Annotated in this window: 25 protein-coding genes; 8 read left to right on the forward strand and 17 right to left on the reverse strand. The window is 68.5% G+C overall.

The window, feature by feature from the left end; translation table 11 throughout:
* Positions 1-3 precede the first annotated feature (3 nt).
* From HV798_RS11055 to HV798_RS11130, 16 genes are all read right to left on the reverse strand, one after another.
* Positions 4-570, reverse strand: coding sequence for a hypothetical protein (locus HV798_RS11055; protein ID WP_175193350.1), 567 nt, complete (start codon positions 568-570; stop codon positions 4-6).
* Positions 567-1,073, reverse strand: a complete 507-nt coding sequence (gene sctO, locus HV798_RS11060; protein WP_175193351.1) for a type III secretion system stalk subunit SctO — start codon at positions 1,071-1,073, stop codon at positions 567-569. The genes HV798_RS11055 and sctO overlap by 4 nt, the downstream gene beginning before the upstream one ends.
* Positions 1,070-2,401, reverse strand: a complete 1,332-nt coding sequence (sctN, locus tag HV798_RS11065) for a type III secretion system ATPase SctN (protein ID WP_025137543.1) — start codon at positions 2,399-2,401, stop codon at positions 1,070-1,072. Before sctN ends, sctO begins: the two co-directional genes overlap by 4 nt.
* Before the next feature lie 2 nt (positions 2,402-2,403).
* A complete protein-coding gene (locus HV798_RS11070) occupies positions 2,404-3,042 on the reverse strand; it encodes an HrpE/YscL family type III secretion apparatus protein (RefSeq protein ID WP_025137544.1) in 639 nt (212 codons plus the stop codon).
* Positions 3,012-3,668 carry a SctK family type III secretion system sorting platform protein gene (locus HV798_RS11075; protein ID WP_175193352.1) on the reverse strand — a complete coding sequence of 219 codons (657 nt, stop codon included), beginning with the start codon at positions 3,666-3,668 and terminating at the stop codon, positions 3,012-3,014. Before HV798_RS11075 ends, HV798_RS11070 begins: the two co-directional genes overlap by 31 nt.
* A 2-nt stretch (positions 3,669-3,670) precedes the next feature.
* Positions 3,671-4,507: a type III secretion system inner membrane ring lipoprotein SctJ gene (sctJ, locus tag HV798_RS11080; protein ID WP_175193353.1), complete on the reverse strand. Its 837-nt coding sequence runs from the start codon at positions 4,505-4,507 to the stop codon at positions 3,671-3,673.
* Positions 4,507-4,935 (reverse strand): type III secretion system inner rod subunit SctI, encoded by a 429-nt coding sequence (gene sctI / locus HV798_RS11085; protein WP_175193354.1) that lies wholly within the window; start codon positions 4,933-4,935, stop codon positions 4,507-4,509. The genes sctJ and sctI overlap by 1 nt, the downstream gene beginning before the upstream one ends.
* Positions 4,936-4,942: 7 nt before the next feature.
* Positions 4,943-5,380 (reverse strand): tetratricopeptide repeat protein, encoded by a 438-nt coding sequence (locus HV798_RS11090; protein WP_029953791.1) that lies wholly within the window; start codon positions 5,378-5,380, stop codon positions 4,943-4,945.
* A gap of 12 nt (positions 5,381-5,392) precedes the next feature.
* Positions 5,393-5,872: a CesD/SycD/LcrH family type III secretion system chaperone gene (locus HV798_RS11095; protein WP_281360842.1), complete on the reverse strand. Its 480-nt coding sequence runs from the start codon at positions 5,870-5,872 to the stop codon at positions 5,393-5,395.
* A 25-nt stretch (positions 5,873-5,897) separates the two neighbouring features.
* Positions 5,898-7,181 carry a type III secretion system translocon subunit SseC family protein gene (gene sctE / locus HV798_RS11100; RefSeq protein ID WP_175193355.1) on the reverse strand — a complete coding sequence of 428 codons (1,284 nt, stop codon included), beginning with the start codon at positions 7,179-7,181 and terminating at the stop codon, positions 5,898-5,900.
* 22 nt (positions 7,182-7,203) lie between these two features.
* On the reverse strand, positions 7,204-8,022 hold the full coding sequence (gene sctB, locus HV798_RS11105; RefSeq protein WP_175193356.1) for a type III secretion system translocon subunit SctB: 819 nt from the start codon (positions 8,020-8,022) through the stop codon (positions 7,204-7,206).
* 1 nt (position 8,023) lies between these two features.
* On the reverse strand, positions 8,024-8,524 hold the full coding sequence (locus tag HV798_RS11110; RefSeq protein ID WP_025137552.1) for a SycD/LcrH family type III secretion system chaperone: 501 nt from the start codon (positions 8,522-8,524) through the stop codon (positions 8,024-8,026).
* Between the two features lie 24 nt (positions 8,525-8,548).
* Positions 8,549-8,860 (reverse strand): hypothetical protein, encoded by a 312-nt coding sequence (locus HV798_RS11115; RefSeq protein ID WP_025137553.1) that lies wholly within the window; start codon positions 8,858-8,860, stop codon positions 8,549-8,551.
* A gap of 38 nt (positions 8,861-8,898) precedes the next feature.
* Positions 8,899-9,489 (reverse strand): hypothetical protein, encoded by a 591-nt coding sequence (locus tag HV798_RS11120; protein ID WP_246288726.1) that lies wholly within the window; start codon positions 9,487-9,489, stop codon positions 8,899-8,901.
* Between the two features lie 89 nt (positions 9,490-9,578).
* Entirely contained in the window at positions 9,579-10,382 is an 804-nt protein-coding gene (locus HV798_RS11125) for a hypothetical protein (RefSeq protein ID WP_175193357.1), read from the reverse strand.
* A 36-nt stretch (positions 10,383-10,418) separates the two neighbouring features.
* Positions 10,419-11,144 (reverse strand): hypothetical protein, encoded by a 726-nt coding sequence (locus tag HV798_RS11130; protein ID WP_246288699.1) that lies wholly within the window; start codon positions 11,142-11,144, stop codon positions 10,419-10,421.
* Between the two features lie 229 nt (positions 11,145-11,373).
* Between HV798_RS11130 and sctW the strand changes: the two genes are divergently transcribed.
* Genes sctW through HV798_RS11170 form a run of 8 tightly spaced genes read left to right on the forward strand, consistent with a single transcriptional unit; the run spans position 11,374 to position 17,785 of the window.
* Complete coding sequence (gene sctW, locus HV798_RS11135) at positions 11,374-12,477, forward strand: type III secretion system gatekeeper subunit SctW (protein WP_175193358.1); 1,104 nt, start codon at positions 11,374-11,376, stop codon at positions 12,475-12,477.
* Positions 12,474-12,884, forward strand: coding sequence for a type III secretion system chaperone family protein (locus tag HV798_RS11140; protein WP_175193359.1), 411 nt, complete (start codon positions 12,474-12,476; stop codon positions 12,882-12,884). Before sctW ends, HV798_RS11140 begins: the two co-directional genes overlap by 4 nt.
* Positions 12,885-12,903: 19 nt before the next feature.
* Positions 12,904-13,311, forward strand: coding sequence for a type III secretion apparatus assembly protein SctX (gene sctX / locus HV798_RS11145; RefSeq protein ID WP_175193360.1), 408 nt, complete (start codon positions 12,904-12,906; stop codon positions 13,309-13,311).
* Between the two features lie 8 nt (positions 13,312-13,319).
* A complete protein-coding gene (sctY, locus tag HV798_RS11150) occupies positions 13,320-13,679 on the forward strand; it encodes a type III secretion apparatus assembly chaperone SctY (RefSeq protein WP_175193361.1) in 360 nt (119 codons plus the stop codon).
* Between the two features lie 8 nt (positions 13,680-13,687).
* Entirely contained in the window at positions 13,688-15,781 is a 2,094-nt protein-coding gene (gene sctV, locus HV798_RS11155) for a type III secretion system export apparatus subunit SctV (protein ID WP_025137561.1), read from the forward strand.
* Between the two features lie 25 nt (positions 15,782-15,806).
* Positions 15,807-17,201 (forward strand): type III secretion system inner membrane ring subunit SctD, encoded by a 1,395-nt coding sequence (gene sctD, locus HV798_RS11160; protein WP_175193362.1) that lies wholly within the window; start codon positions 15,807-15,809, stop codon positions 17,199-17,201.
* Positions 17,202-17,238: 37 nt separating this feature from the next.
* Positions 17,239-17,508: a hypothetical protein gene (locus tag HV798_RS11165; RefSeq protein ID WP_025137563.1), complete on the forward strand. Its 270-nt coding sequence runs from the start codon at positions 17,239-17,241 to the stop codon at positions 17,506-17,508.
* 10 nt (positions 17,509-17,518) lie between these two features.
* A complete protein-coding gene (locus tag HV798_RS11170) occupies positions 17,519-17,785 on the forward strand; it encodes an EscF/YscF/HrpA family type III secretion system needle major subunit (RefSeq protein ID WP_025137564.1) in 267 nt (88 codons plus the stop codon).
* 32 nt (positions 17,786-17,817) lie between these two features.
* Here the strand turns inward: HV798_RS11170 and HV798_RS11175 are convergent, their stop codons facing one another.
* A complete protein-coding gene (locus tag HV798_RS11175; RefSeq protein WP_246288701.1) occupies positions 17,818-18,261 on the reverse strand; it encodes a CesT family type III secretion system chaperone in 444 nt (147 codons plus the stop codon).
* Positions 18,262-18,359: the final 98 nt, after the last annotated feature.

An 18,359-nucleotide genomic window follows, 5' to 3' on the forward strand; every position in this document is an offset into this window, starting at 1 on the left:
GGGTCAACGAGCCGGCGCCGAAGCGTCGGTCTCGGCCAGGCAGGGATATTCGGGATCGTCGGCGCTGACGCGCACGCGCGCGGGCCGCGCCAGGCTGTCGGCCAACTGCTCGGCCAGCGGCCGGGCCATGGCATTCAGGCGTTCACGCGAGGCCTCGTTGGCGCAGACGAAATCGGCGACGACGCGGCCTTCTTCTTCATAGACCGACACGCTCACGCCGGGCAGCACGTCGTCCTTCAATTCCACGCGCACCTGGCGTCGGCCCTGGCTGCCATCGGCCACCAGCAGTTGCTCCGCGCTGCCCAGCAGCGCGTCGGCCAACGCCGACGATGGCGCCTCGGCAGGCACGGGCGCGGTCGAGGCGCCGGCGCCAAACAGCGAGAACGGCGTCGCCGCCGCAGGCGCCGCGGGCGGCTTGCCGTCGGCGTCGGGGTCCTGCGCCAGCGCCTGCTCGAACGCGCGCCGGTCGGCGTCGCTGGCGTGGCGGCCGGGGGCCTGGCCATCGGATTGGGCCAGGCCGGTTCCCTGGGGTATCGCGGTTTCCAGGCCGATGCGTCGGTCGATGCTCATGCCGGCTCGAACTCCTCGTGCTGTTCCCAGTCCTCTCGGTCGCGCGACAACGTGGCGGCCTCTTCCATTTCCATGTCTTCCTTGTGCTCCAGCGCCTTCAGGTGCTCGGCCAGGTGAATGCTGGCCAGCTCGACGAACTTGCCGGTCAGGCGCACCGCCTGCTGGTGGCGCGCACGGCTGTCGGCCAGGGCCTGGCTTTCTTCCTGCAGGCGCTGGGCAGCCTGTTCCAGCGCGGTTTCGCACTGGCGCTCGCCCTCGCGCAGGCCGGCCACGCCTTGCAGCACGTGTTCGATCTCGCGCACCCGTACCACGCGGCTGCACAGGTCGCGGTACATCTCGCGCTCGCGCCTGTCGGCCGCTTCGCGGAAATCCGTCAGCGCCTGCTCCGAGGCCTGCCGGGCGGCATCGGCCTCGGCCTGGCGCAGGCGCTGGCGCGACACCGCGATCTCGGCCTGCCCCTCGCGGAACCGCTTGATGGCGAGCAGCTCGTCAAAGACGTTCATCGCGTCCCCACGATGGCGCTCATCTGCGCCAGGGCATCGGCCAGCGTGGCCCGTTCGTCGGTGCGCTGGCGCAGGAACTGGTTGATCGCGCCGATCTTGTCGATGGCCTCGTCGGTCACCGCGTCGCCGCCGCGCTTGTATTCCCCGATCTTCACCAGCAGTTCCACTTCCTGGTACTTGGCCATCAGCTCGCGCAGCCGGCCGGCGGCCTGCTTGTGTTCAGGCGTGATGACGGCGTTCATGACGCGGCTGGCCGAGGCCAGCACGTCGATGGCCGGATAGTGGTTGGCCGCGCCCAGCTTGCGCGACAGCACGATGTGGCCGTCCAGGATCGAGCGGGTCTCGTCGGCGATGGGCTCGGTCATGTCGTCGCCTTCCACCAGCACGGTGTACAGCGCGGTGATCGAGCCATGTTCGTTCATGCCGGCGCGTTCCATCAGCTTGGGCAGCGTGGCGAAGACCGACGGCGGATAGCCGCGGCGGGTCGGCGGCTCACCCGCCGCCAGGCCGATCTCGCGCTGGGCGCGGGCAAAACGCGTCACCGAATCCATCAGGAACAGCACGCGCTTGCCCTGGTCGCGGAAATATTCGGCGATGGCGGTGGCCACATAGGCGGCCTTGGCCCGTTCCATCGACGACTTGTCGCTGGTAGCGCAGACGATCACGCTCTTGCGCCGGCCTTCGCGGCCCAGCTCGTGTTCCAAGAATTCCCGCACCTCGCGGCCGCGTTCGCCGATCAGCGCCACCACGGTCACATCGACGTCGGCGCCCTTGACCAGCATGCCCATCAGCGTCGACTTGCCGCCACCCGCCGCCGCGAAGATGCCCATGCGCTGGCCTTCGCCGCAGGTCAGCACGCTGTCCAGCGCGCGCACGCCCAGTTCGAGCGGCTCGGAGATGATGCGGCGCTTGAGCGGGTCCGGCGCCTCGGCGAACACGGGGTAGAACTTGCTGGCCTCCAGCGGGCCGAGTTCGGCTTCGTCCAGCGGCCGGCCCAGGCCGTCCAGCACGCGGCCCAGCAGCCCCGGCCCCACGGGCACCATGTGGGCGCGGCCGGTGGGAATGACTTCGGTAGCGGTGGAAATGCCGTACATGTCGCCGATGGGCGTGAGCAGCGCGGCGTCGCGGGCAAAGCCGACGACCTCGCCCTTCATCTCGAAGTTCTCGCCCGGATTGCGCAGGATGCAGACCTCGCCCACCTTCACCGACGGAACGACCGCCTTGATGATGGTGCCGATCACCTGCGTGACGCGGCCCTTGATGCGCAGCGTCGGCGTGTCCTGCAGCGCCAGCGACATCATTTCCGAGATGTAGTCGAATTGCCGCATCGCTAGACCCGGCTGCCCAGGGTGCGCTGGAAGGCCTGGCGCAGCGCCTGGATCTGCCCTTCCAGACTGGCTTCGACCATGCCGATCTCGCTTTCCAGGATGCAGGCGCCGCGCGCCAGCCGGCCGTCGGCCAGGATATCCAGGTAGCCCACGCCGGGATAGGCGGCCAGCAGATCGTTGATCTGCTCGCGCACCGTGTCCACTTCGGCCGGGTTCAGGCGCAGCGTCATCTGCTTCTGGTTGCGCACTACCGCCAGGGCGTTGCGCACCACCACCATGACCTTCTCGCGGTCGTCAAAACCATCGACCACCTTGCGCACGGCCGACATGACCAGTTCGACCATCTCGTTCTCGACACCGGCGAAGTATTCGACCGTGCGGCCCACGGTTTCGATCATCTTTTCGGCCTGGTCCAGCAGCGCCGATTCGCGGCCTTCCTGGTAGCCGCGTTCGCGCTCGGCCTCGAAGGCCGCCTGGGCGCCGCCGACGATCTCGTCGGCCTGCGCCCGCGCCTGCGCCAGCAGTTGCTCGGCATCCGCCCAGGCCGCGTGGTCGGCGGCCCGCAGCACGCGCAGGGCCGGATCGATGCGGCCGGCGGCAGCCCGCGGCGTCAGCGGATCGCGGGGAATGAGGAAAGCCATGTGGGGTCCGTTTTCTTCAGTAGCGACAAGCCCAGCGACAACGCCTCTTGCCCCGGCAGGGGCGATGGGCCGGCGGGCAGGTCGGGCAATTTCAATTCGGCGCGCTGCGCCAATTCGGGGCCGCCGCCGGCCAGGGCCGCGCGCAGCGCGTCACGCCCCAGCGCATCCACCGCGGCGGTCGTCTCGGCCAGCGACCAGGCGCTGCTGGCCGCAATGCCGCCGTGCAACGACCCGGCGGTGCGGCGGGTAAAGTCCAGCAAGTCCGCGCCCAGGTCCGCAATCAGCGTGCGCACTTCGTCGCCGGCAATGGCGCGGCGCAGCCGCGGGCCGCACAGCACAGCACCCAGCCGGCGCACGCACTGCGCCAACGCGTCGGGGGCCAGCAGCGCCAGCGCCAGTTCGGGACGGTCAGGGTCCATCACGGGTCGCTGGCGCAGGCCCAGGGCATCCAGGATGTCGCGCGACCAATGCCGGTGCCAGCCCGCTGCCAGCGCAGGCGCGGCGGCAATCGCCGCCAGCGTGGCCGGCGGCGCATAGGCCGCATGGCGGCTGGGGTGCAGGGTGCGGCTGGGCAGCTGGTTGAATTCAACCAGCCGGCGGTCCAGCGCGGTCAACGCCAGCGCCATGGCTAGCGCCCTTCGGACACGGGTTCGCGGCGCTCGGGCCGGGCGCGGCTGGGCATGCCATAGCGCCACAGCAGGTAGCCGACGACGCCGGCCAACGCCAGCACCAGCACGACCAGCCCCACCAGCCACGCGGTCAGCGTCGTGGACGTGCCTTCGCCGGGGTCGATACCCATGGCCTGGCGCGCCGCATTGGCCGCGGCCGCCGCCGCGCCGGCCGGCTGCGCCGACACCAGCGCGATCGACACGCGGTCTTCGGTCAGCCCGGGAATGGCGTGCGTGACCAGCTTGCGGATCTGCGGTTGCAGTGCGTCCAGGTTGTAGCCGGTCTGATGCTTGATGAACACGGCGGCCGTGGACGGCGTGGTGGTCTCGCCGACGCCGCCGCGCTCGGGCAGCACCACGTGCACCCGGGCGGCCAGCACGCCGTCCATCTGCGACAGCGTGTTGGTGAGTTCCTGCGACAGGGCGTAGATGTAGCGGGCGCGCTCTTCCAGCGGCGACGACACCAGGCCTTCCTTGCGGAAGATCTGGCCCATGCCGTCGAAGCGTTCGCGCGGCAGGCCGCGGGCGCGCAGGATGTCCAGCGCGCGGGCCACTTGCTGGCCGTCCACCGACACGGCCACGCCGGTCTTGGTGGTGGCCTTCTGCGCCGAGATACCGGCATCCAGCAGCACCGACAGCACCTCGTTGGCCTCGCTTTCATTGGCGGCCGAAAACAGCTCGACCCGCGAACCGCAGGCGGCCAGCAGCAACGCCAGGGCGAACAGCAGCCAGCGCAGGCGCCGCAGCGGTGAGGCGCCTTGATCGGCAGGAAGGGACAACGTGGCAACGGCGTGCATTAGGACATCCTGACGAGCGTATCGATGTTTTGCGTGGTGCGCGAAACGGCCTTGCCGACCATTTCGTACTGCACCGAGATCTGCACCAGATCGGCTTGCAGGCGCAGCATGTCGGCGATGGACGGCTCGGTGGACATGGCGTCCAGGCGGCCGGAGATGTTCTGCCACTTCTCCGAATACTCGGTGGTGGTGCTGCGCAGGCTGGACAGGATCTGGTTGCCCAGCGTGGCCGGGGCCGCGTCGACCCCGGGCGTGAACGCCGATTGCAGCGCGGCCTGCAGGCCGGTCAACGACGGCGCGCCCGCCTCGGGCGCGGCCATCAACTGGTTGAAGCGTTCGGTGACCAGCTCGGACGGCGTGGCGGCCGGCGCGGCTTTGACCGAGTCCAGCGCCGGCGACAAAGCGGCGGCAAGCGCGGTGATTTCCATGGTTTTCCTAGCCTTGATCGGTTTGCAATCCCAACAGCGAACGCGCCAGCGCGGCGCCCTCGCCACCGGCATCTGTGTCGGCGCAAGCCTGCAGCAGGCGCACGCTTTCGGCGTTGCGGCCCGCCAGTTGCAGCGCCAGGCCGCGCCAGGCCGCCAGCAGCGTGCGTTCGCCCGCGGCGCTGGCCTCGCCCTGCTCCAGCAGCCGCACGGCTTCGTCGGCACGGCCCGCGTTCAGGCGCGCCACCGCCAGGCCCAACCAGGGGTAGGCGCGGCCGGGGCGCAGGGCGCGCAGGGCGTGGAAGATGGCATCGGCGCGTGCGACGTCGCCGCGGCCCGCCGCCAGGAAGCCGACTTCGGCCAGGCAACGCGCGTCGTCCGCTTCAAGTACAAAAGCCGTCTCACCCGAGACGGCCGTTGCCGAGCCTGCGCCCACCCTATCGTTCATGATGCTTGCCGCTCATGGGCGGACCTCCTTTTCGGCCAGCGCCAGCAGCGAGGCGGCGCGCGCGCCGGCCTGGGCATAGGCACTGTCGGCCTCTGCCGCCGCCACCACCAGCCGCAACGATTCGCGCGCGGCATCGGACTGGGCCAGCGCCAGCTGGCATTCGGCGACGCGCAAGGTCGCCTCGGGCGACGGCGGGAACAGCACACCGATCAGCGACTGGATGCGGATCGCCTCTTCGAAACGGGCCTGCATCTGCAGGCACAAAGCCAGGCCCGCCAGGTAATGCTTGCGGGTCGGGCCGTATTGCGACAGGAAGGCGAACAAAGGCAAGGCCTGCGCGTACTGGGCCTGGGCCACATGGGCATAGGCCATCGCGTAGATCACTTCCAGCTGGTCGGCCGTCAGCCGTTGGCTGCCTGGCAGCGCCGCCAGGCCGTCGTACAGTTGCTGCCCGAAGGGGCTGCGCGTCGTTGCGGAGGAAGATTGGGACATGGTGTGGGTTCCGATGTTGCGCGGGTCAGACCATCGCGCGCTTGCCGATATTGGCGGTGACCTGGCTCATGCTGTCGGCCGCGGCGTTGATCATCTTGCTGACCATCTGCATCGACTCATCCATGGCCTGCATCACGCTCTTGATCTTTTCGCGCTCGTCTTCCATCGACGCCTGCAGCTTGACCAGCAGGGCCTCGAGCGCCTTCTTGTCGGCCAGTACCTTGTCGGCCGCCTCTTGCGCCTGGGCCGACTTGATGGTTTCGGCGCCGGTGGCGATCTGGCCCGCGCCCTTGGCCACGGACGCCACCCCCGAGGCCACCTGGCCGGCCGTCTTGGCCGAATCGGCGACGGTGCGCGCGGTTTGCGAGCCGACGTTGGCCGCGGCATTGGCCCCGGCCGACACGGCGCCCGCGCCAAAGGTGGCCACCGCCATCACGATGCCCACGGTGATCGTGGCCGCCAGGCCGACGGCCATGGCGATATAGCCGGCGGTCTGCGGGTCCGCCCCGGCCAGCACCGCGATGGCGCCGGCCATCTTGCCCAGCGCGCCGGGTTCGATCAGGATCGCCCCGGTCATCAGCATGGACGCGCCGGCCACGATGTTGCCGATCTTCTCGGCCATTTCAGGTTCGACGCCAAACGCCTGCAGCAGCTTGCTGACGGCCTGTGTGACCAGATTGCTGATGCTGATTTCGGGTCCACCGCACTCGGCCGATATCTGGTTGGCCAGCAGGCTCACCGCCCCCGCCACGGCAATCGCCGCCAGCGCGACCATCACCGGGCCCGCCGCGCCCCCGGTCACCGCGGTCGCCGCCACGGCGGCCACCACCATCAGCGCAGCCGCAATCGCGGCGACGATGGCGCCGATCCAGCCGAAGATCTTGCCCAGGATGCCGCCCTTCTCGGCATCCTTGCTCTTCTGGATCCACTCATCGACCTTGCGCAGCTGCTCTTCGTTGTTCTTGGCCTGCTCGATGCGGTTGTTCTCGATGTTTTCCTTGGCGCTGCGCAATTGCGCGTCCTGCGTCTTGCCTTGCAGCGCGCGCAGCAGGTCCACCATTTCCGAGGCCGAGAATTCCCGCGCCGGCGGCGCGATGGCGGGCTTGCCGTTGGCATTGGTGACGCCGTCGCCGGCACTGTTGCGCGCCTGTGCCACGCTCGAGGCCCATTGCGAGGCCAGTGCGGCCAGGTCCAGACCGCTGGCGGCCTGCAACGCAGCCTGGGCCGCAGCGCCCGCGACCGCGCCGGCGCCGGACGGGTCCAGCGCGGGCGGCAGGCCGGCATTGCCGGTAGAAGGCCGGATATCCATAGTGGTGGCTCCCCAGGCGGGTTCAGAGGTTGCGGGCGATGCCGCGGGTCGTTTCGCTGCGGCTCTGCTCAATGGCGCCGAGCTTGTCGCGAACGTCGCGGATGACATCCATCATCTGCTGCATCAGGTCATTGGCGTGCTGCGCGCCGGATTCGGCCACCTTGGCGTCCGCTTCCAGCCGCGCCCGCGCTGCGTCGGCTTCGCCGGCCTTGCGGTCGTAGGCGGCCTGGACGATGCCGCCCACGCCGCCGGCCATGCCGCTCAGGCCCTGGCCGATACCCGACGAATTGGCGGCAAAGCCGTCCAGCTTGGCCTGCGTGACCGTCTGCTGCGCCGTCAACGGGCTGGACGTGGTGGTCATGCGCGCCGATGCGCCCATCGCGCCCATGCCGCCCAGCCCGACACCCGCCTGGATGGCGCCGCCGACGATCTGGCTGATGCCCTGGGCCAGCGCGCCCTTGAAGCGTTCTTCGGCCGCTTCCTTGATCTTGTCCGCCGCCGACATCAGTGCCTGGGTCTGCGCATCCATCGACGCGGCCCGATCCGCCCGGGCGGCGTTGCGCTGCTCTTGCGAGATCTTCTGCAGCAACGCCATCACCGCATACATATCGGTGTCGGCAGACGCCATCAGCTTGTTCATGGCCTCTGCCACACCCGCCGAAGCGTTGCCCGGCGGCGGCGGCAGGCCCAGCGCGGCCAGCTTGTCGGCCGCGCCGCCCCTGGCCACGTACTGCGTGGCGTCCAGCTCGGTGAAGCCTGCGGCGGGCGGTGGCGCGCCGTCAGCACCGGCCAGGGGATTGAGCAGCGCCGGATTGATGCCGGCGTTGTTGATGTTGATCATGTCAATTCTCCTTGGCGCCGCGCGCGGCGAGCAGGGTCCGCAGGGCCTGCGCGCGTTCGGCCAGCACGGCGTGGCGGTCGGGTTTGCACATGGCCAGCGCCAGGTCGCACGATTGCAGCGCGGCGTCGGGCTGGCCCATGTCCAGCAGGCATTGGGCGGCGTAGAACACCGGGGCCGGCTCCAGCGGGTCCAGCAGGGTGGCCGCCATGTATTGCTGCAGCGCGTCGGCATGCTTGCCCATGGCCTGGGCGGTGGCGCCCAGCGCCACCAGGTAACGGTGTTCGGTGTGGTCCAGCGACACCAGGTAGGCCAGCACCTTGAGCGCGTCGGCGTAGCGCGCCTTTTCATACAGGCCATAGCCCAGGCTGTAGAGCGCCTCGCATTCGTCGGCGGTCATGCCCTTGAGCTGGCCCAGGCTGCCGCCTCGGGCCAACTGGCCGACGATCTGGTCGTGCAGCGCTGCGTACTCTTCGCCGGTCATCGGCGCCTGGGCGGTTGTCATCGGGCGGCTCCTGGTGCGTGTCGTTCAGACCATCGTGCGCGGACGCTTGACCGGGGCACCGGCGGCGCGCGGTGCGCTGCGCTGGCGGGCATAGGCCGCCTCTTGCTCGACTTCGCGGTCGATCGCTTCCATGTCCTGGCGAAACAGGGCCTGGGCCTCGTCGCGCTGGCGGTCGTCCATCGGCTGCGCCTGCAGCGTCGAGCGGACCTTTTCCGGGTCCAGGCCCAGCTTGCGCAGCTTGTCGTCGGATTCCTCGATGGACCGCTGGGCATCGCGCACGGCGGCTTCGGCGCGCTCGATGATGTCCTGGATGTTCTGCTCTTGGGTATCGGCCATTGCCGTTCTCCGGGGTGGGCGTATTTATTGGGGGCAGATCAGCGCATGTTGCCGATGATCGACGAACGGCTGTCCTGCATCTTCTTGACGAAGTTGGTCATCGTGTCGAAGGCTTCGTTGCGCTTGTTCGACAGGCTTTGCAGACGCAGCATGTCCATCTGCTGGCTGTTGCTGGCCGCGTCCAGCTTGCTCTTGAGGTCGGGGATCGCCTTTTCCAGGCCCTCGCGGGTCGGCAGGCCGGTGACGTTCGCACCGGTGACGTTGCCCTGGGCATCCTTGATCGGCGTGGCCTTGACGGGCGCCGGGTCCATGCCCAGCTTGAACGCCAGGATGGCGTAGTCCTTCGCCAGCGCGTCGTTCGTCGGCGTGCCGACGTTGCCCTTGACCACGTCGCCCGGCTTGGCGTCCTTGGATTCCAGCGAACCCTTCATGCCGTTCAGCTTGGCCTGCATGTCGTTCAGGGCGCCGGTCATCTCATTGCGCTTCTGCACTTCCTCGATCTGGCTCTTGAGCTGGCTGTCCAGCAGCTTGGTGCGCTCGGACTGCACCATCATCAGGGCGGTCTCGATGTCCATGCCGGCGAGGTTGCTCAATCCGACGTTGCCGACGTTGGCGCTGTTCACGTTCATGTTCAAGATGGGCTCCTGGCCCGGGCTGACTGCCCGGATTCGATGTAGACGGTTGACCGACGATGCAGCGTAAGTAACGGAACCCGGCCTCAGGTTCCACGAATCTTTTCCGAAATCGACATCTTGCTGTCCTGCATCTTCTTGACGTAGTTGCTCAGCATTTCCGCCGACTCGTTGCGGCGGTTGGTCAGGGCTTGCAGGCGCAGCATCTGGTCCTGTTGCTGGTTGGACGTCTCGTCGATGGCCCCCTGCACCCGCTGCACGGCCTGGCGCAGCTCGCCATAGTCGGAGTCGTAGCGGATGCCGCCGGGGCAGCGGTTCAGCGTCTGGCCGGGGTAATCGGGCGTCATGAAGCCGTCGCTGCCGGCCATTTTCTTGACCAGCGTCTCGGCCAGGAAATGGCCGCGCAGGTCGCCCTTGTCGCGCCACTTGACCAGCAGGTCGGCCTGGTCGGGCGGCAGGTAGGCGTGGGCGAATTCCTTCATGTCGCCCATGTGGCCGAACAGGCGCCAGGTATTGCTGTCCGACGAAAACCCCAGGTTCAGGCCCGCCTCGGCGGCCGCCCGGTTGATCTCGTCGGCCCGCCGAAAGCTCCAGCCGCCGCTGGCGTCGTCCCATTCCTTGTTGTGCTTGGCGTTGGCGTTGAACTGCGCCTGCACCCCTTTCAAGCCGGCCTGCACCGTATTGAGCAGCTCCAACCGGCGGTTCAGCGCACGCAGTTCCTGGATCTGCGTCTCGATCTGCTTGTCCAGCAGGCGGCCGCGCTCACCCTGCACGCTCAGCATGGCCGTTTCCTGGTCCGCGCCCACCAGGTCCGCGCCGCGTACCCCGCTGGAACTCTCCAGGCTCACCCCGCCCAGCATGGGCTGGCTGCCGCTTACCGGTCCGCTCATCATCCGCCCCTGTTATTCGACGCCCAGCGCCCAGGTTCAGCGCATGTTGCCGATGATCGACGACCGGCTTTCCTGCATCTTCTTCAGGAAATTGGTCATGACGTCGAAGGCCTCGTTGCGCTTGCCGGTCAGGCTTTGCAAGCGCAGCATTTCCATCTGCTGGGTATTGCTCAGGTTGTCCAGCGACGACTTGATCTCGTTCACGGCCTGCTTATTGGCGTCGATGGCCTTGCCGTTGTCGACGATCTTCGCTTCCAGCGCCGCGATCTTGCCGTTCAGTTGGTCCACGAAGTTCTGCACGACCCGGCCCTTGGCGTCCATGGTGCCGTTGCGGTCGACGTCGCGCGGCGCGTCGTCGCCGGTCGGGATCGTCAGGCCGGCCGCCTTGATCTGGGCCAGCGTGTCGTGCGACAGCTTCTTGTCGTCGCCCTGCCCCCATGACAGGCCATACCAGCCTTCGGGATTGGGGCACTTGCTGGCCGACAGGCGGCCTTGCAGGTCTTTCAGCTGGCCGATCTGGTCCTGCAGGCTGACATTGGCCGACTCCAGCTTCAGGTTGTCGGCCGTCTTGGCATTCATGGCCTCGTTCATGCCCGCCATCTGGCCATTGCGGCCGTTCACCGCATCCAGCTGCTGGCGCAAGGCGTCTTCCAGCATCTGCGAACGCTGGGTCTGCACCGTCATCAGTGCGGTCTCCAGGTCCATGCCCGACAGATCCATGCCGGCAACGTTGCCCACTCCCAATCCGGAAACCGTAGACATTCCATTCTCCTTTGACGGGTGCCCGCTGCCCGCGGCGCGCCCCTGATCCATCACGGGTTAACCCTGAAATTCCGCCTGGCAGCACCGCTTTCGACGCTTCCGCTGCCTGCCCCGTGTACGTAACGGATGCCGCGCCAGGGTTCCCTGCAAACGGGATGGAACTTTCCCGCCCCAACCGTTACTACCCCAGACCATGCGCGGCTCTCGCCCGCCGCCTACCCGCGTCCCCATGAACCGTATCGATACCGGCCTGCCCGCTTCTTCCGCTTTCTCGTCCTCGACCGCCGACGCCGATATCCAGTCCGGCCAGCCGCAGGTCGGCACGATGCTGGGCCAGACCGCGGTGAAGGTGGACGGCGAAGTCTCGCTGGCGGATTCCGCCGAAGAGCTCAGCCTGCACATGGCCGAGAAGGCCGAGGACAAGCACCACGCCGAACGCAAGGTCGGCCGCGAAGCGCCGCTGCAACTGCTCAGCGCCGAAGCCATCGTTGCCTTCCTGGCCGAGGCCCACGACGCCGACGCCCAGGAGAAGCTGATCGAGCTGGCCCGCCACCTGCTGGCCGGCCAGGCCGACCCGCGCCAGGCGGCGGCCCAGGCGTTCGGCGACGCGGCGCGCCAGTACCTGGGCCTGCAATACGCCCTGCGCCAGGGCGAACGCGAAGGCGCGCCCGAAGACGTGCTGGACGGTCTGCGCGAAGCGCTGGCCGACCTGGAACTGGAAAGCGGTCCGCAGATACGCGCCAGCCTGAACACCATCGGCGCCGCAGCCGGCTACGCCGACGACGCCCGTGGCATCGCCGATTTCCAGCGCACTTACCAGGACGTGGTGCTGGGCGAGTCGTCGCTGGCCAAGACCCTGGGCCTGGCGCTGGAACGGTTCGGCGGCAAGGACGTGGCCCGCGGGCTGCAGCAACTGATCCAGGCGCTGGGCCAGGACCTGGCCGCCGCGCGCCCGTCCACCAACCCGGACCGCCTGCAAGCCCTGATGCAGGACCTGTATCAATTAGGCGTGGCCGTCACGGTGCTGGACGGCTGCGCCGAGCTGGGCCAGAAGCTGGCCAGCGAACACGGCACGACGCTGGCGGCAGACCGGCTGATGCAGGACCTGGTCAACGTCAGCAACGAAAAATGGGTATCGGAATCGCGCTTTTCGGCGCTGGCGTCCGGCCATGGCGTGGACTCGGTCGGAGCACGCATCGTTTTCCTGGGCGGCGTGCGTGCCGTGCTCAAGGATCTGCCGGTGCCGATGTTTCCCGACCTGGACGCCCGCCAATCCGTCCTGAACGCGGCGCAACTGGCCCTGGATGCGGCCATCGACGAGGAATACGAATGAACAGCCTGGACCGCGCGCTGGGCGCCTTCGGCGAACACATCGGCATGGACGGGCTGGCCCTGGGCCCGGGCGGCAACGTGGCGCTGCAACTGGAATCGGGCCGCCGGGTGGCCATCGAAGCGGCCGGCGATCCGGCGGCCGGCGATCCGGCGTCCGGCGAGGAAGTATTGGTGTACGTGTCCGAACCCGTGCCCTACGACGCCCCGCAGCGCCTGCTGCAAGCCTGGAAGCGGGCCCACCATTCCCGCCTGGAAGGCTATGCGGTGCAGGTTGCGCTGCGCGAGCAAGACGGCCTGCCGCGCCTGCTGGCCGTGACGCGGCTGCCTGCCGCCCAGGCGGACGCCCCGGCGCTCAAGCAGGCGGTGGACGCCCTGTCGCGCTGGCTTGACGACGCACGCGCCGACTGACCGGGACGGAGACCAAGACATGTCAGATATGCGCATCAACGGCTACGCCTTCGACAGAGGACTGGACGGCATTTCCTACGCCGGCCGCGAAGCCGCCGGCCAGCACTTGCCGGACCGCCAGGAACTGGCCCCGCCCACCGACGGCGTCAAGGCTCAACTCGCCCAGTTGCTGGACACCCCCGGCACCGATCGCTACCTGGACAGCCAGTTGCGCCCGCCGCTGGCCAACCGCGACCTGCTGCTGCCGGGCAAGTTCGGCCAGGCCTTGCAGTCGGCGCTGGACGGCCTGGCCACGGCGGCCGAGCAGGCCCAGGGCAGCAATCCGGAAGACGCCCGCGCGCTGAACCGCGCCGTGCGACTGCTGAAGGACGAAGCCGGCCTGCGTGACCTGGTCGCCATGTACCGCAGCGCGTTGTACCAGGGATGAGCGCCGCCATGCCCCTGACGCCCGAAGCGCGCGAGCTGCTCAGCCTGCTGGCGTACGTGTACCTGGAAAACAACCGGCCCGAGAAGACCGCGGTGGTGCTGCGCGCCCTGCAGACGCTGGGTCTGGCCGATACGCGCCAGCTCGCCACGCTGGCGCTGGCGCAGCTGCGCGCCGGCAAGGCCGACGCCGCGCTCTCGACGCTGGACCTGCTGGCCATGCAAGGCGGCGTCGATGCGCCGTTCCACCTGATTCGCGCCCAGGCCCTGCAGGCCCTGGCGCGCCGCGACGAGGCCGCCGCGGCCATGCGCGCCTATGTTGCCCTGCGCCCCGCCCCGGCGCCCGCGACCACCGAGACGGAAACGCTTTGAGCCGCCCCATGCAAGCCCTGAACCGCGCCGTCGCCGTCGCCACCAGCCGCAACGATATCGTCCTGGCGATATTGATCGTCTCGATCATCTTCATGATGATCCTGCCGTTGCCCACCACCCTGGTCGACGTGCTGATCGGCGCCAACATGACGCTGTCCGCCATTCTGCTGATGGTGGCCATGTACCTGCCGTCGCCGCTGGCTTTCTCGTCATTCCCGTCGGTGCTGCTGGTCACCACGCTGTTCCGCCTGGGCATCTCCATCGCCACCACCCGCCTGATCCTGCTGCAGGGCGATGCCGGCCACATCATCGAGACCTTCGGCAACTTCGTGGTGGGCGGCAACCTGATCGTGGGCCTGGTGGTGTTCCTCATTCTCACCATCGTGCAGTTCGTCGTCATCACCAAGGGCGCCGAACGCGTGGCCGAAGTCGCCGCACGCTTCTCGCTGGACGCCATGCCGGGCAAGCAGATGTCGATCGACGCCGACCTGCGCGCCGGCACCATCGACATGGACGAGGCCCGCAAGCGGCGCTCGGTGGTGGAAAAGGAAAGCCAGCTGTACGGCGCCATGGACGGCGCGATGAAGTTCGTCAAAGGCGACGCCATCGCCGGCCTGATCATCGTGGCGGTCAACCTGCTGGGCGGCATTCTGATCGGCACCATGCAGCGCGGCCTGACCGCGGGCGAGGCGGTGCAGGTGTATTCCATCCTGACCATCGGCGACGGCCTGATCGCGCAGATCCCGGCGCTGTTCATCGCCATCTGCGCCGGCATCATCGTGACCCGCGTGCAGACCGGCGACGGCCCGTCCAACGTCGGCAAGGATATCGGCGCACAAGTGTTGGCCCAGCCGCGCGCGCTGCTGATCGCCGCGGCCATCGCGGTCGGCATGGGCCTGATTCCCGGCATGCCCACCCTGACCTTCCTGGCGCTGGCCGCCGTGGTGGGAACCATCGGCTTCGTGCTGCTGCGCGGCACCCGCAAGGTGGTGGACGAGAAGACCGGCGAAATCACCGAGATCCCGGCGCTGGCCGCCGACGGCCAGAAGCCCCAGGCCAAGCCGCGCGCCGACGGCAGCGCCGAATTCGCGCCCACCCTGCCGTTGATGATCGACGTGGCCGCGGCCCTGCAACGCAGCTTCAATGCCGACGAACTGAACGACGAACTGCTCAAGATTCGCCGCGCGCTGTACTTCGACCTGGGCGTGCCGTTCCCGGGCATCCAGCTGCGCTTCAACGACGCGCTGGCGCCGGACACCTACAACATCCTGCTGTCCGAAGTGCCGGTGTCACAAGGCAAGCTGCGGCCCGGCGCGGTACTGGTGCGCGATACCGAACAGAATTTGCAGGCGCTGCAAGTGCCGTACGACACCGACAAGCGCTTCCTGCCCAACATTCCCACCCTGTGGGTGGATGCGGCACTGGCGCCCACGCTGTCCGCGGCCGGCATTCCGTTCCTGGACCCGCACCAGGTGCTGACCTGGCACCTGGCCTTCGTGCTGAAGAAATATTCATCGGACTTCATCGGCATCCAGGAAACCCGCTTCCTGCTGACCGCGATGGAAGACCGTTTCCCCGACCTGGTCAAAGAAGCGCTGCGCGTGATGCCGGTGCAGAAGATCGCCGAGATCCTGCAGCGGCTGGTGTCCGAAGACATCTCGGTACGCAACCTGCGCGCCGTGCTGGAAGCGCTGATCGAATGGGGCCAGAAGGAAAAGGATTCGGTGCTGCTGACCGAATACGTACGCGTCTCGCTCAAGCGCCACATCAGCTACAAATATTCCAGCGGCCAGAACATCCTGCCCGCCTACCTGCTGGCGCCGAACGTGGAAGAGACCGTGCGCGGCGCCATCCGCCAGACCTCGGCCGGCAGCTACCTGGCCCTGGACCCGGGCGCCTCCAAGAAGCTGGTCGACAACATCAAGCGCGCCACCGGCGACCTGACGGCCGCGGCGCAAAAGCCTGTGCTGCTGACGTCGATGGACATTCGCCGCTACCTGCGCAAGATGATCGAGCAGGACCTGTACGAGCTGCCGGTGCTGTCCTACCAGGAACTGACGCAGGAAATCAACGTACAGCCGCTGGCCAGGGTGGACCTGTGACCTTGCACCCCACCGGAGCCCCGAGATGAGCGAAGCGCTGGAACTGCGAGTCCTGTCCGGGCTGCACCGCGACGCCCGCTGCCTGGTCGAAGACGGCTCGGTGCTGGGCGCCGACCCGGCCTGCGACATCGTGCTGGCCGACGACGGCATGAGCCCGCGCGCCGCACGTGTGCGCATCGGCGCGGCCGGCTGGGACCTGGCGGTGGAAGACGGCCAGGCCGGCGAATCCGCTGGCATCCCGCCGCCCGGCACGCCGTTCAACCGGCCCGTGCCGCTGGGCCCCGTGTGGATCACCGTGGCACGGCGCGCAGACCCCTGGGCCCAGGCGCCGGACGCCGCCAACGATGCCGTGGCGCAGACGGCAGAGCCTGCCGCGGCAATCGCCGCGCCCGCGACGCCCCCACCGGCGCCCGCCGCGGATACACGCACACCGGCCACCGGTGCCGCCGCGCTCGCGTCCAGCGACGAAGACCGCCAGCTGGAACAGCGCCTGCCCTTGCCGCTCGCCCAGGGCCGGCGCCGCAAGCGCGATTCCTGGCCCATGGTGCTGGGCCTGGCCGCCGTGGTGCTGACCATCCTGGTGGCCATCGGCCTGGCCTTGATGCCCACGTCCACCGCCACGCGCGCGCCGCAGGTCGACCCGCGTCTGGCCGCCGCGGAAAAATCGGTGGGCCAGATATCCGCCGTGTTCGATCGCATGGGCCTGGCCTCACGGCTGCACGTATCGATGTCGCGCGACGGCATGGTGACGGTATCGGGCTGGGTGCGCAACGCCGCCGAACAGGACGCGGTCGCCTCGGCGCTGTCGCAGATCTGGCCGATGCCGGCCATGCGCGTCAGCAACGAAGACGAGGTCGTGCGCACCGCCCGCGGCGCGCTGCGCGCCTTCAACGTGCGCTACGAGCCGCGCTACGAAGGCGATGGGCGCCTGAACATTGCCGGCATCGCGAGCAGCGCCCGAGAACGCGCCTCGGCGCTGGATGCGCTGCGCGCGCAACTGCCCGGCATGACGGTGCTGGGCAACGACATCGCGCTGACGCAGCAATTGAGCGATACGCTATCCAGCCAACTGGTGGACGCCGGCCTGTCGGGCGTGACCTTGGCCTGGAAGCCCGATCACCTGGAAATCGCTCCCGGCGCGCTCGACGACGACCAGCAGACGCGCTTGCAGGAACTGGTGGACGACTTCAACAAAAGCTATCTGGGCGTGGCCAAGCTGGCCGCGGCCAGCGCCGCGCCGGCCGCCGACAGCGTACCGTTCGTGATCCGCAGCGTCGTGGGCGGCCCCCAGCCCTTCGTGGTGCTCGAAGACGGCAGCAAGCTTCTGGTGGGCGGGGTCTACCGCAAGTACCGCCTGGTCGCCGTGGAGAACACCCGCATCATCTTCGAAGGCCCGCGCACGGCCATCGTCACCCGTTGAGACCCCCTGACCAACCGCCACGACCACCCCAGCCCGCATGAACACCTCGACCGCCCTGACCGAACTGGAACAACGCCTGGCCGCGCCCGGCGGCGCCGACCTGCGCGCCAAGCTGATGCAGCAGTTGGCCACGCTGGAACAGTCTGCGCGCACCCGGCTCGATTCCGGCCTGGTCCCGGTGGCGTTCCAGCAATGCCAGGCCGTGGCGCAAGCGGCGGCCGCCGCGCGCGACGTGCTGGCAGAAAGCTCTCTTGAATCCCCGGCCGGCGCTCTCCCAGCGTCCGCTTTCTCTCCCTTGACCCGCTAGGAGACGCACCATGGCACTGAACGGATTGACCGGCTCGTCCGGCCTGAATTTCAACAGCGTGAACAACACGATCTACGACAGCATCCGTTCGCAGGAAAGCAATCTGCAGACGACGCTGTCGAACATGCGCACCAACGCCGACGGCAGCGTGTCGCAAGCGGACATGCTGAAGATGCAGCAACAGGTGCAGCAATGGACCATGCTGATCGAGATCCAGAGCACGATCACCAAGCAGATCGCGGACTCGCTCAAGGGCGTGATCCAGAAGGCCAGCTAAGGCCCCTGTATCAAGGGTGCGCGGCGGTCGGCCTAGACCGACCGCATCATGAAGGCGGGATCGCGCCGCAGCGCGTTGACGTCGGGTTCGGCGCGCGCGCTGCGTTTTTCCCAGGCCTCGACCTGGCCCAGCAGCGCGTCGATGGCGGCCAGCAGCGCCTGCGCGCCGCACTGTTCGCGCGGCACGCCCAATTGCAGATGCAGGCGCCCATCGGGGGCCGCGCACGCGACCACGCCACCGCTCGCTTGCAGGAAATTGCTCCGCGCCGCGTGCAGCGCCTGGGGGCCATCCATCTTGCCGCCTGCCACCGCGCACGACAGCAGCACTTGCCCGCGCGCGCCATGCAGCATCAACTGCACCAGGTGGCGTCCGTCGAATGCCAATTGGCACAGGCCGCCATCCGCCGGCGCCAAGGCGGGAATGCCCAGCGCGATGCCGAGTTCGGAGAGTATCCGGGCGAAATGGGGATCTGACACGATGGCGGTTCTGCAAGACCGGACACCGACTGCGTAACGTGGCAGCCCGGCATGCGAGAGGGTGGACGAGCCGGCATTATGGCATTCGTTGCGCGCGC

This window comes from Achromobacter deleyi (assembly GCF_902859705.1).
Classification (GTDB): Bacteria; Pseudomonadota; Gammaproteobacteria; order Burkholderiales; family Burkholderiaceae_B; genus Achromobacter; species Achromobacter deleyi.

What these genes read in the sequence shown, in the direction of transcription:
- HV798_RS11055 (WP_175193350.1), bottom strand. Translation starts at nt 570, where the DNA reads ATGAGCATCGACCGACGCATCGGCCTGGAAACCGCGATACCCCAGGGA.
- sctO (WP_175193351.1), bottom strand. Translation starts at nt 1,073, where the DNA reads ATGAACGTCTTTGACGAGCTGCTCGCCATCAAGCGGTTCCGCGAGGGG.
- sctN (WP_025137543.1), bottom strand. Translation starts at nt 2,401, where the DNA reads ATGCGGCAATTCGACTACATCTCGGAAATGATGTCGCTGGCGCTGCAG.
- HV798_RS11070 (WP_025137544.1), bottom strand. Translation starts at nt 3,042, where the DNA reads ATGGCTTTCCTCATTCCCCGCGATCCGCTGACGCCGCGGGCTGCCGCC.
- HV798_RS11075 (WP_175193352.1), bottom strand. Translation starts at nt 3,668, where the DNA reads ATGGCGCTGGCGTTGACCGCGCTGGACCGCCGGCTGGTTGAATTCAAC.
- sctJ (WP_175193353.1), bottom strand. Translation starts at nt 4,507, where the DNA reads ATGCACGCCGTTGCCACGTTGTCCCTTCCTGCCGATCAAGGCGCCTCA.
- sctI (WP_175193354.1), bottom strand. Translation starts at nt 4,935, where the DNA reads ATGGAAATCACCGCGCTTGCCGCCGCTTTGTCGCCGGCGCTGGACTCG.
- HV798_RS11090 (WP_029953791.1), bottom strand. Translation starts at nt 5,380, where the DNA reads ATGAACGATAGGGTGGGCGCAGGCTCGGCAACGGCCGTCTCGGGTGAG.
- HV798_RS11095 (WP_281360842.1), bottom strand. Translation starts at nt 5,872, where the DNA reads ATGTCCCAATCTTCCTCCGCAACGACGCGCAGCCCCTTCGGGCAGCAA.
- sctE (WP_175193355.1), bottom strand. Translation starts at nt 7,181, where the DNA reads ATGGATATCCGGCCTTCTACCGGCAATGCCGGCCTGCCGCCCGCGCTG.
- sctB (WP_175193356.1), bottom strand. Translation starts at nt 8,022, where the DNA reads ATGATCAACATCAACAACGCCGGCATCAATCCGGCGCTGCTCAATCCC.
- HV798_RS11110 (WP_025137552.1), bottom strand. Translation starts at nt 8,524, where the DNA reads ATGACAACCGCCCAGGCGCCGATGACCGGCGAAGAGTACGCAGCGCTG.
- HV798_RS11115 (WP_025137553.1), bottom strand. Translation starts at nt 8,860, where the DNA reads ATGGCCGATACCCAAGAGCAGAACATCCAGGACATCATCGAGCGCGCC.
- HV798_RS11120 (WP_246288726.1), bottom strand. Translation starts at nt 9,489, where the DNA reads ATGAACGTGAACAGCGCCAACGTCGGCAACGTCGGATTGAGCAACCTC.
- HV798_RS11125 (WP_175193357.1), bottom strand. Translation starts at nt 10,382, where the DNA reads ATGAGCGGACCGGTAAGCGGCAGCCAGCCCATGCTGGGCGGGGTGAGC.
- HV798_RS11130 (WP_246288699.1), bottom strand. Translation starts at nt 11,144, where the DNA reads ATGTCTACGGTTTCCGGATTGGGAGTGGGCAACGTTGCCGGCATGGAT.
- sctW (WP_175193358.1), top strand. Translation starts at nt 11,374, where the DNA reads ATGAACCGTATCGATACCGGCCTGCCCGCTTCTTCCGCTTTCTCGTCC.
- HV798_RS11140 (WP_175193359.1), top strand. Translation starts at nt 12,474, where the DNA reads ATGAACAGCCTGGACCGCGCGCTGGGCGCCTTCGGCGAACACATCGGC.
- sctX (WP_175193360.1), top strand. Translation starts at nt 12,904, where the DNA reads ATGTCAGATATGCGCATCAACGGCTACGCCTTCGACAGAGGACTGGAC.
- sctY (WP_175193361.1), top strand. Translation starts at nt 13,320, where the DNA reads ATGCCCCTGACGCCCGAAGCGCGCGAGCTGCTCAGCCTGCTGGCGTAC.
- sctV (WP_025137561.1), top strand. Translation starts at nt 13,688, where the DNA reads ATGCAAGCCCTGAACCGCGCCGTCGCCGTCGCCACCAGCCGCAACGAT.
- sctD (WP_175193362.1), top strand. Translation starts at nt 15,807, where the DNA reads ATGAGCGAAGCGCTGGAACTGCGAGTCCTGTCCGGGCTGCACCGCGAC.
- HV798_RS11165 (WP_025137563.1), top strand. Translation starts at nt 17,239, where the DNA reads ATGAACACCTCGACCGCCCTGACCGAACTGGAACAACGCCTGGCCGCG.
- HV798_RS11170 (WP_025137564.1), top strand. Translation starts at nt 17,519, where the DNA reads ATGGCACTGAACGGATTGACCGGCTCGTCCGGCCTGAATTTCAACAGC.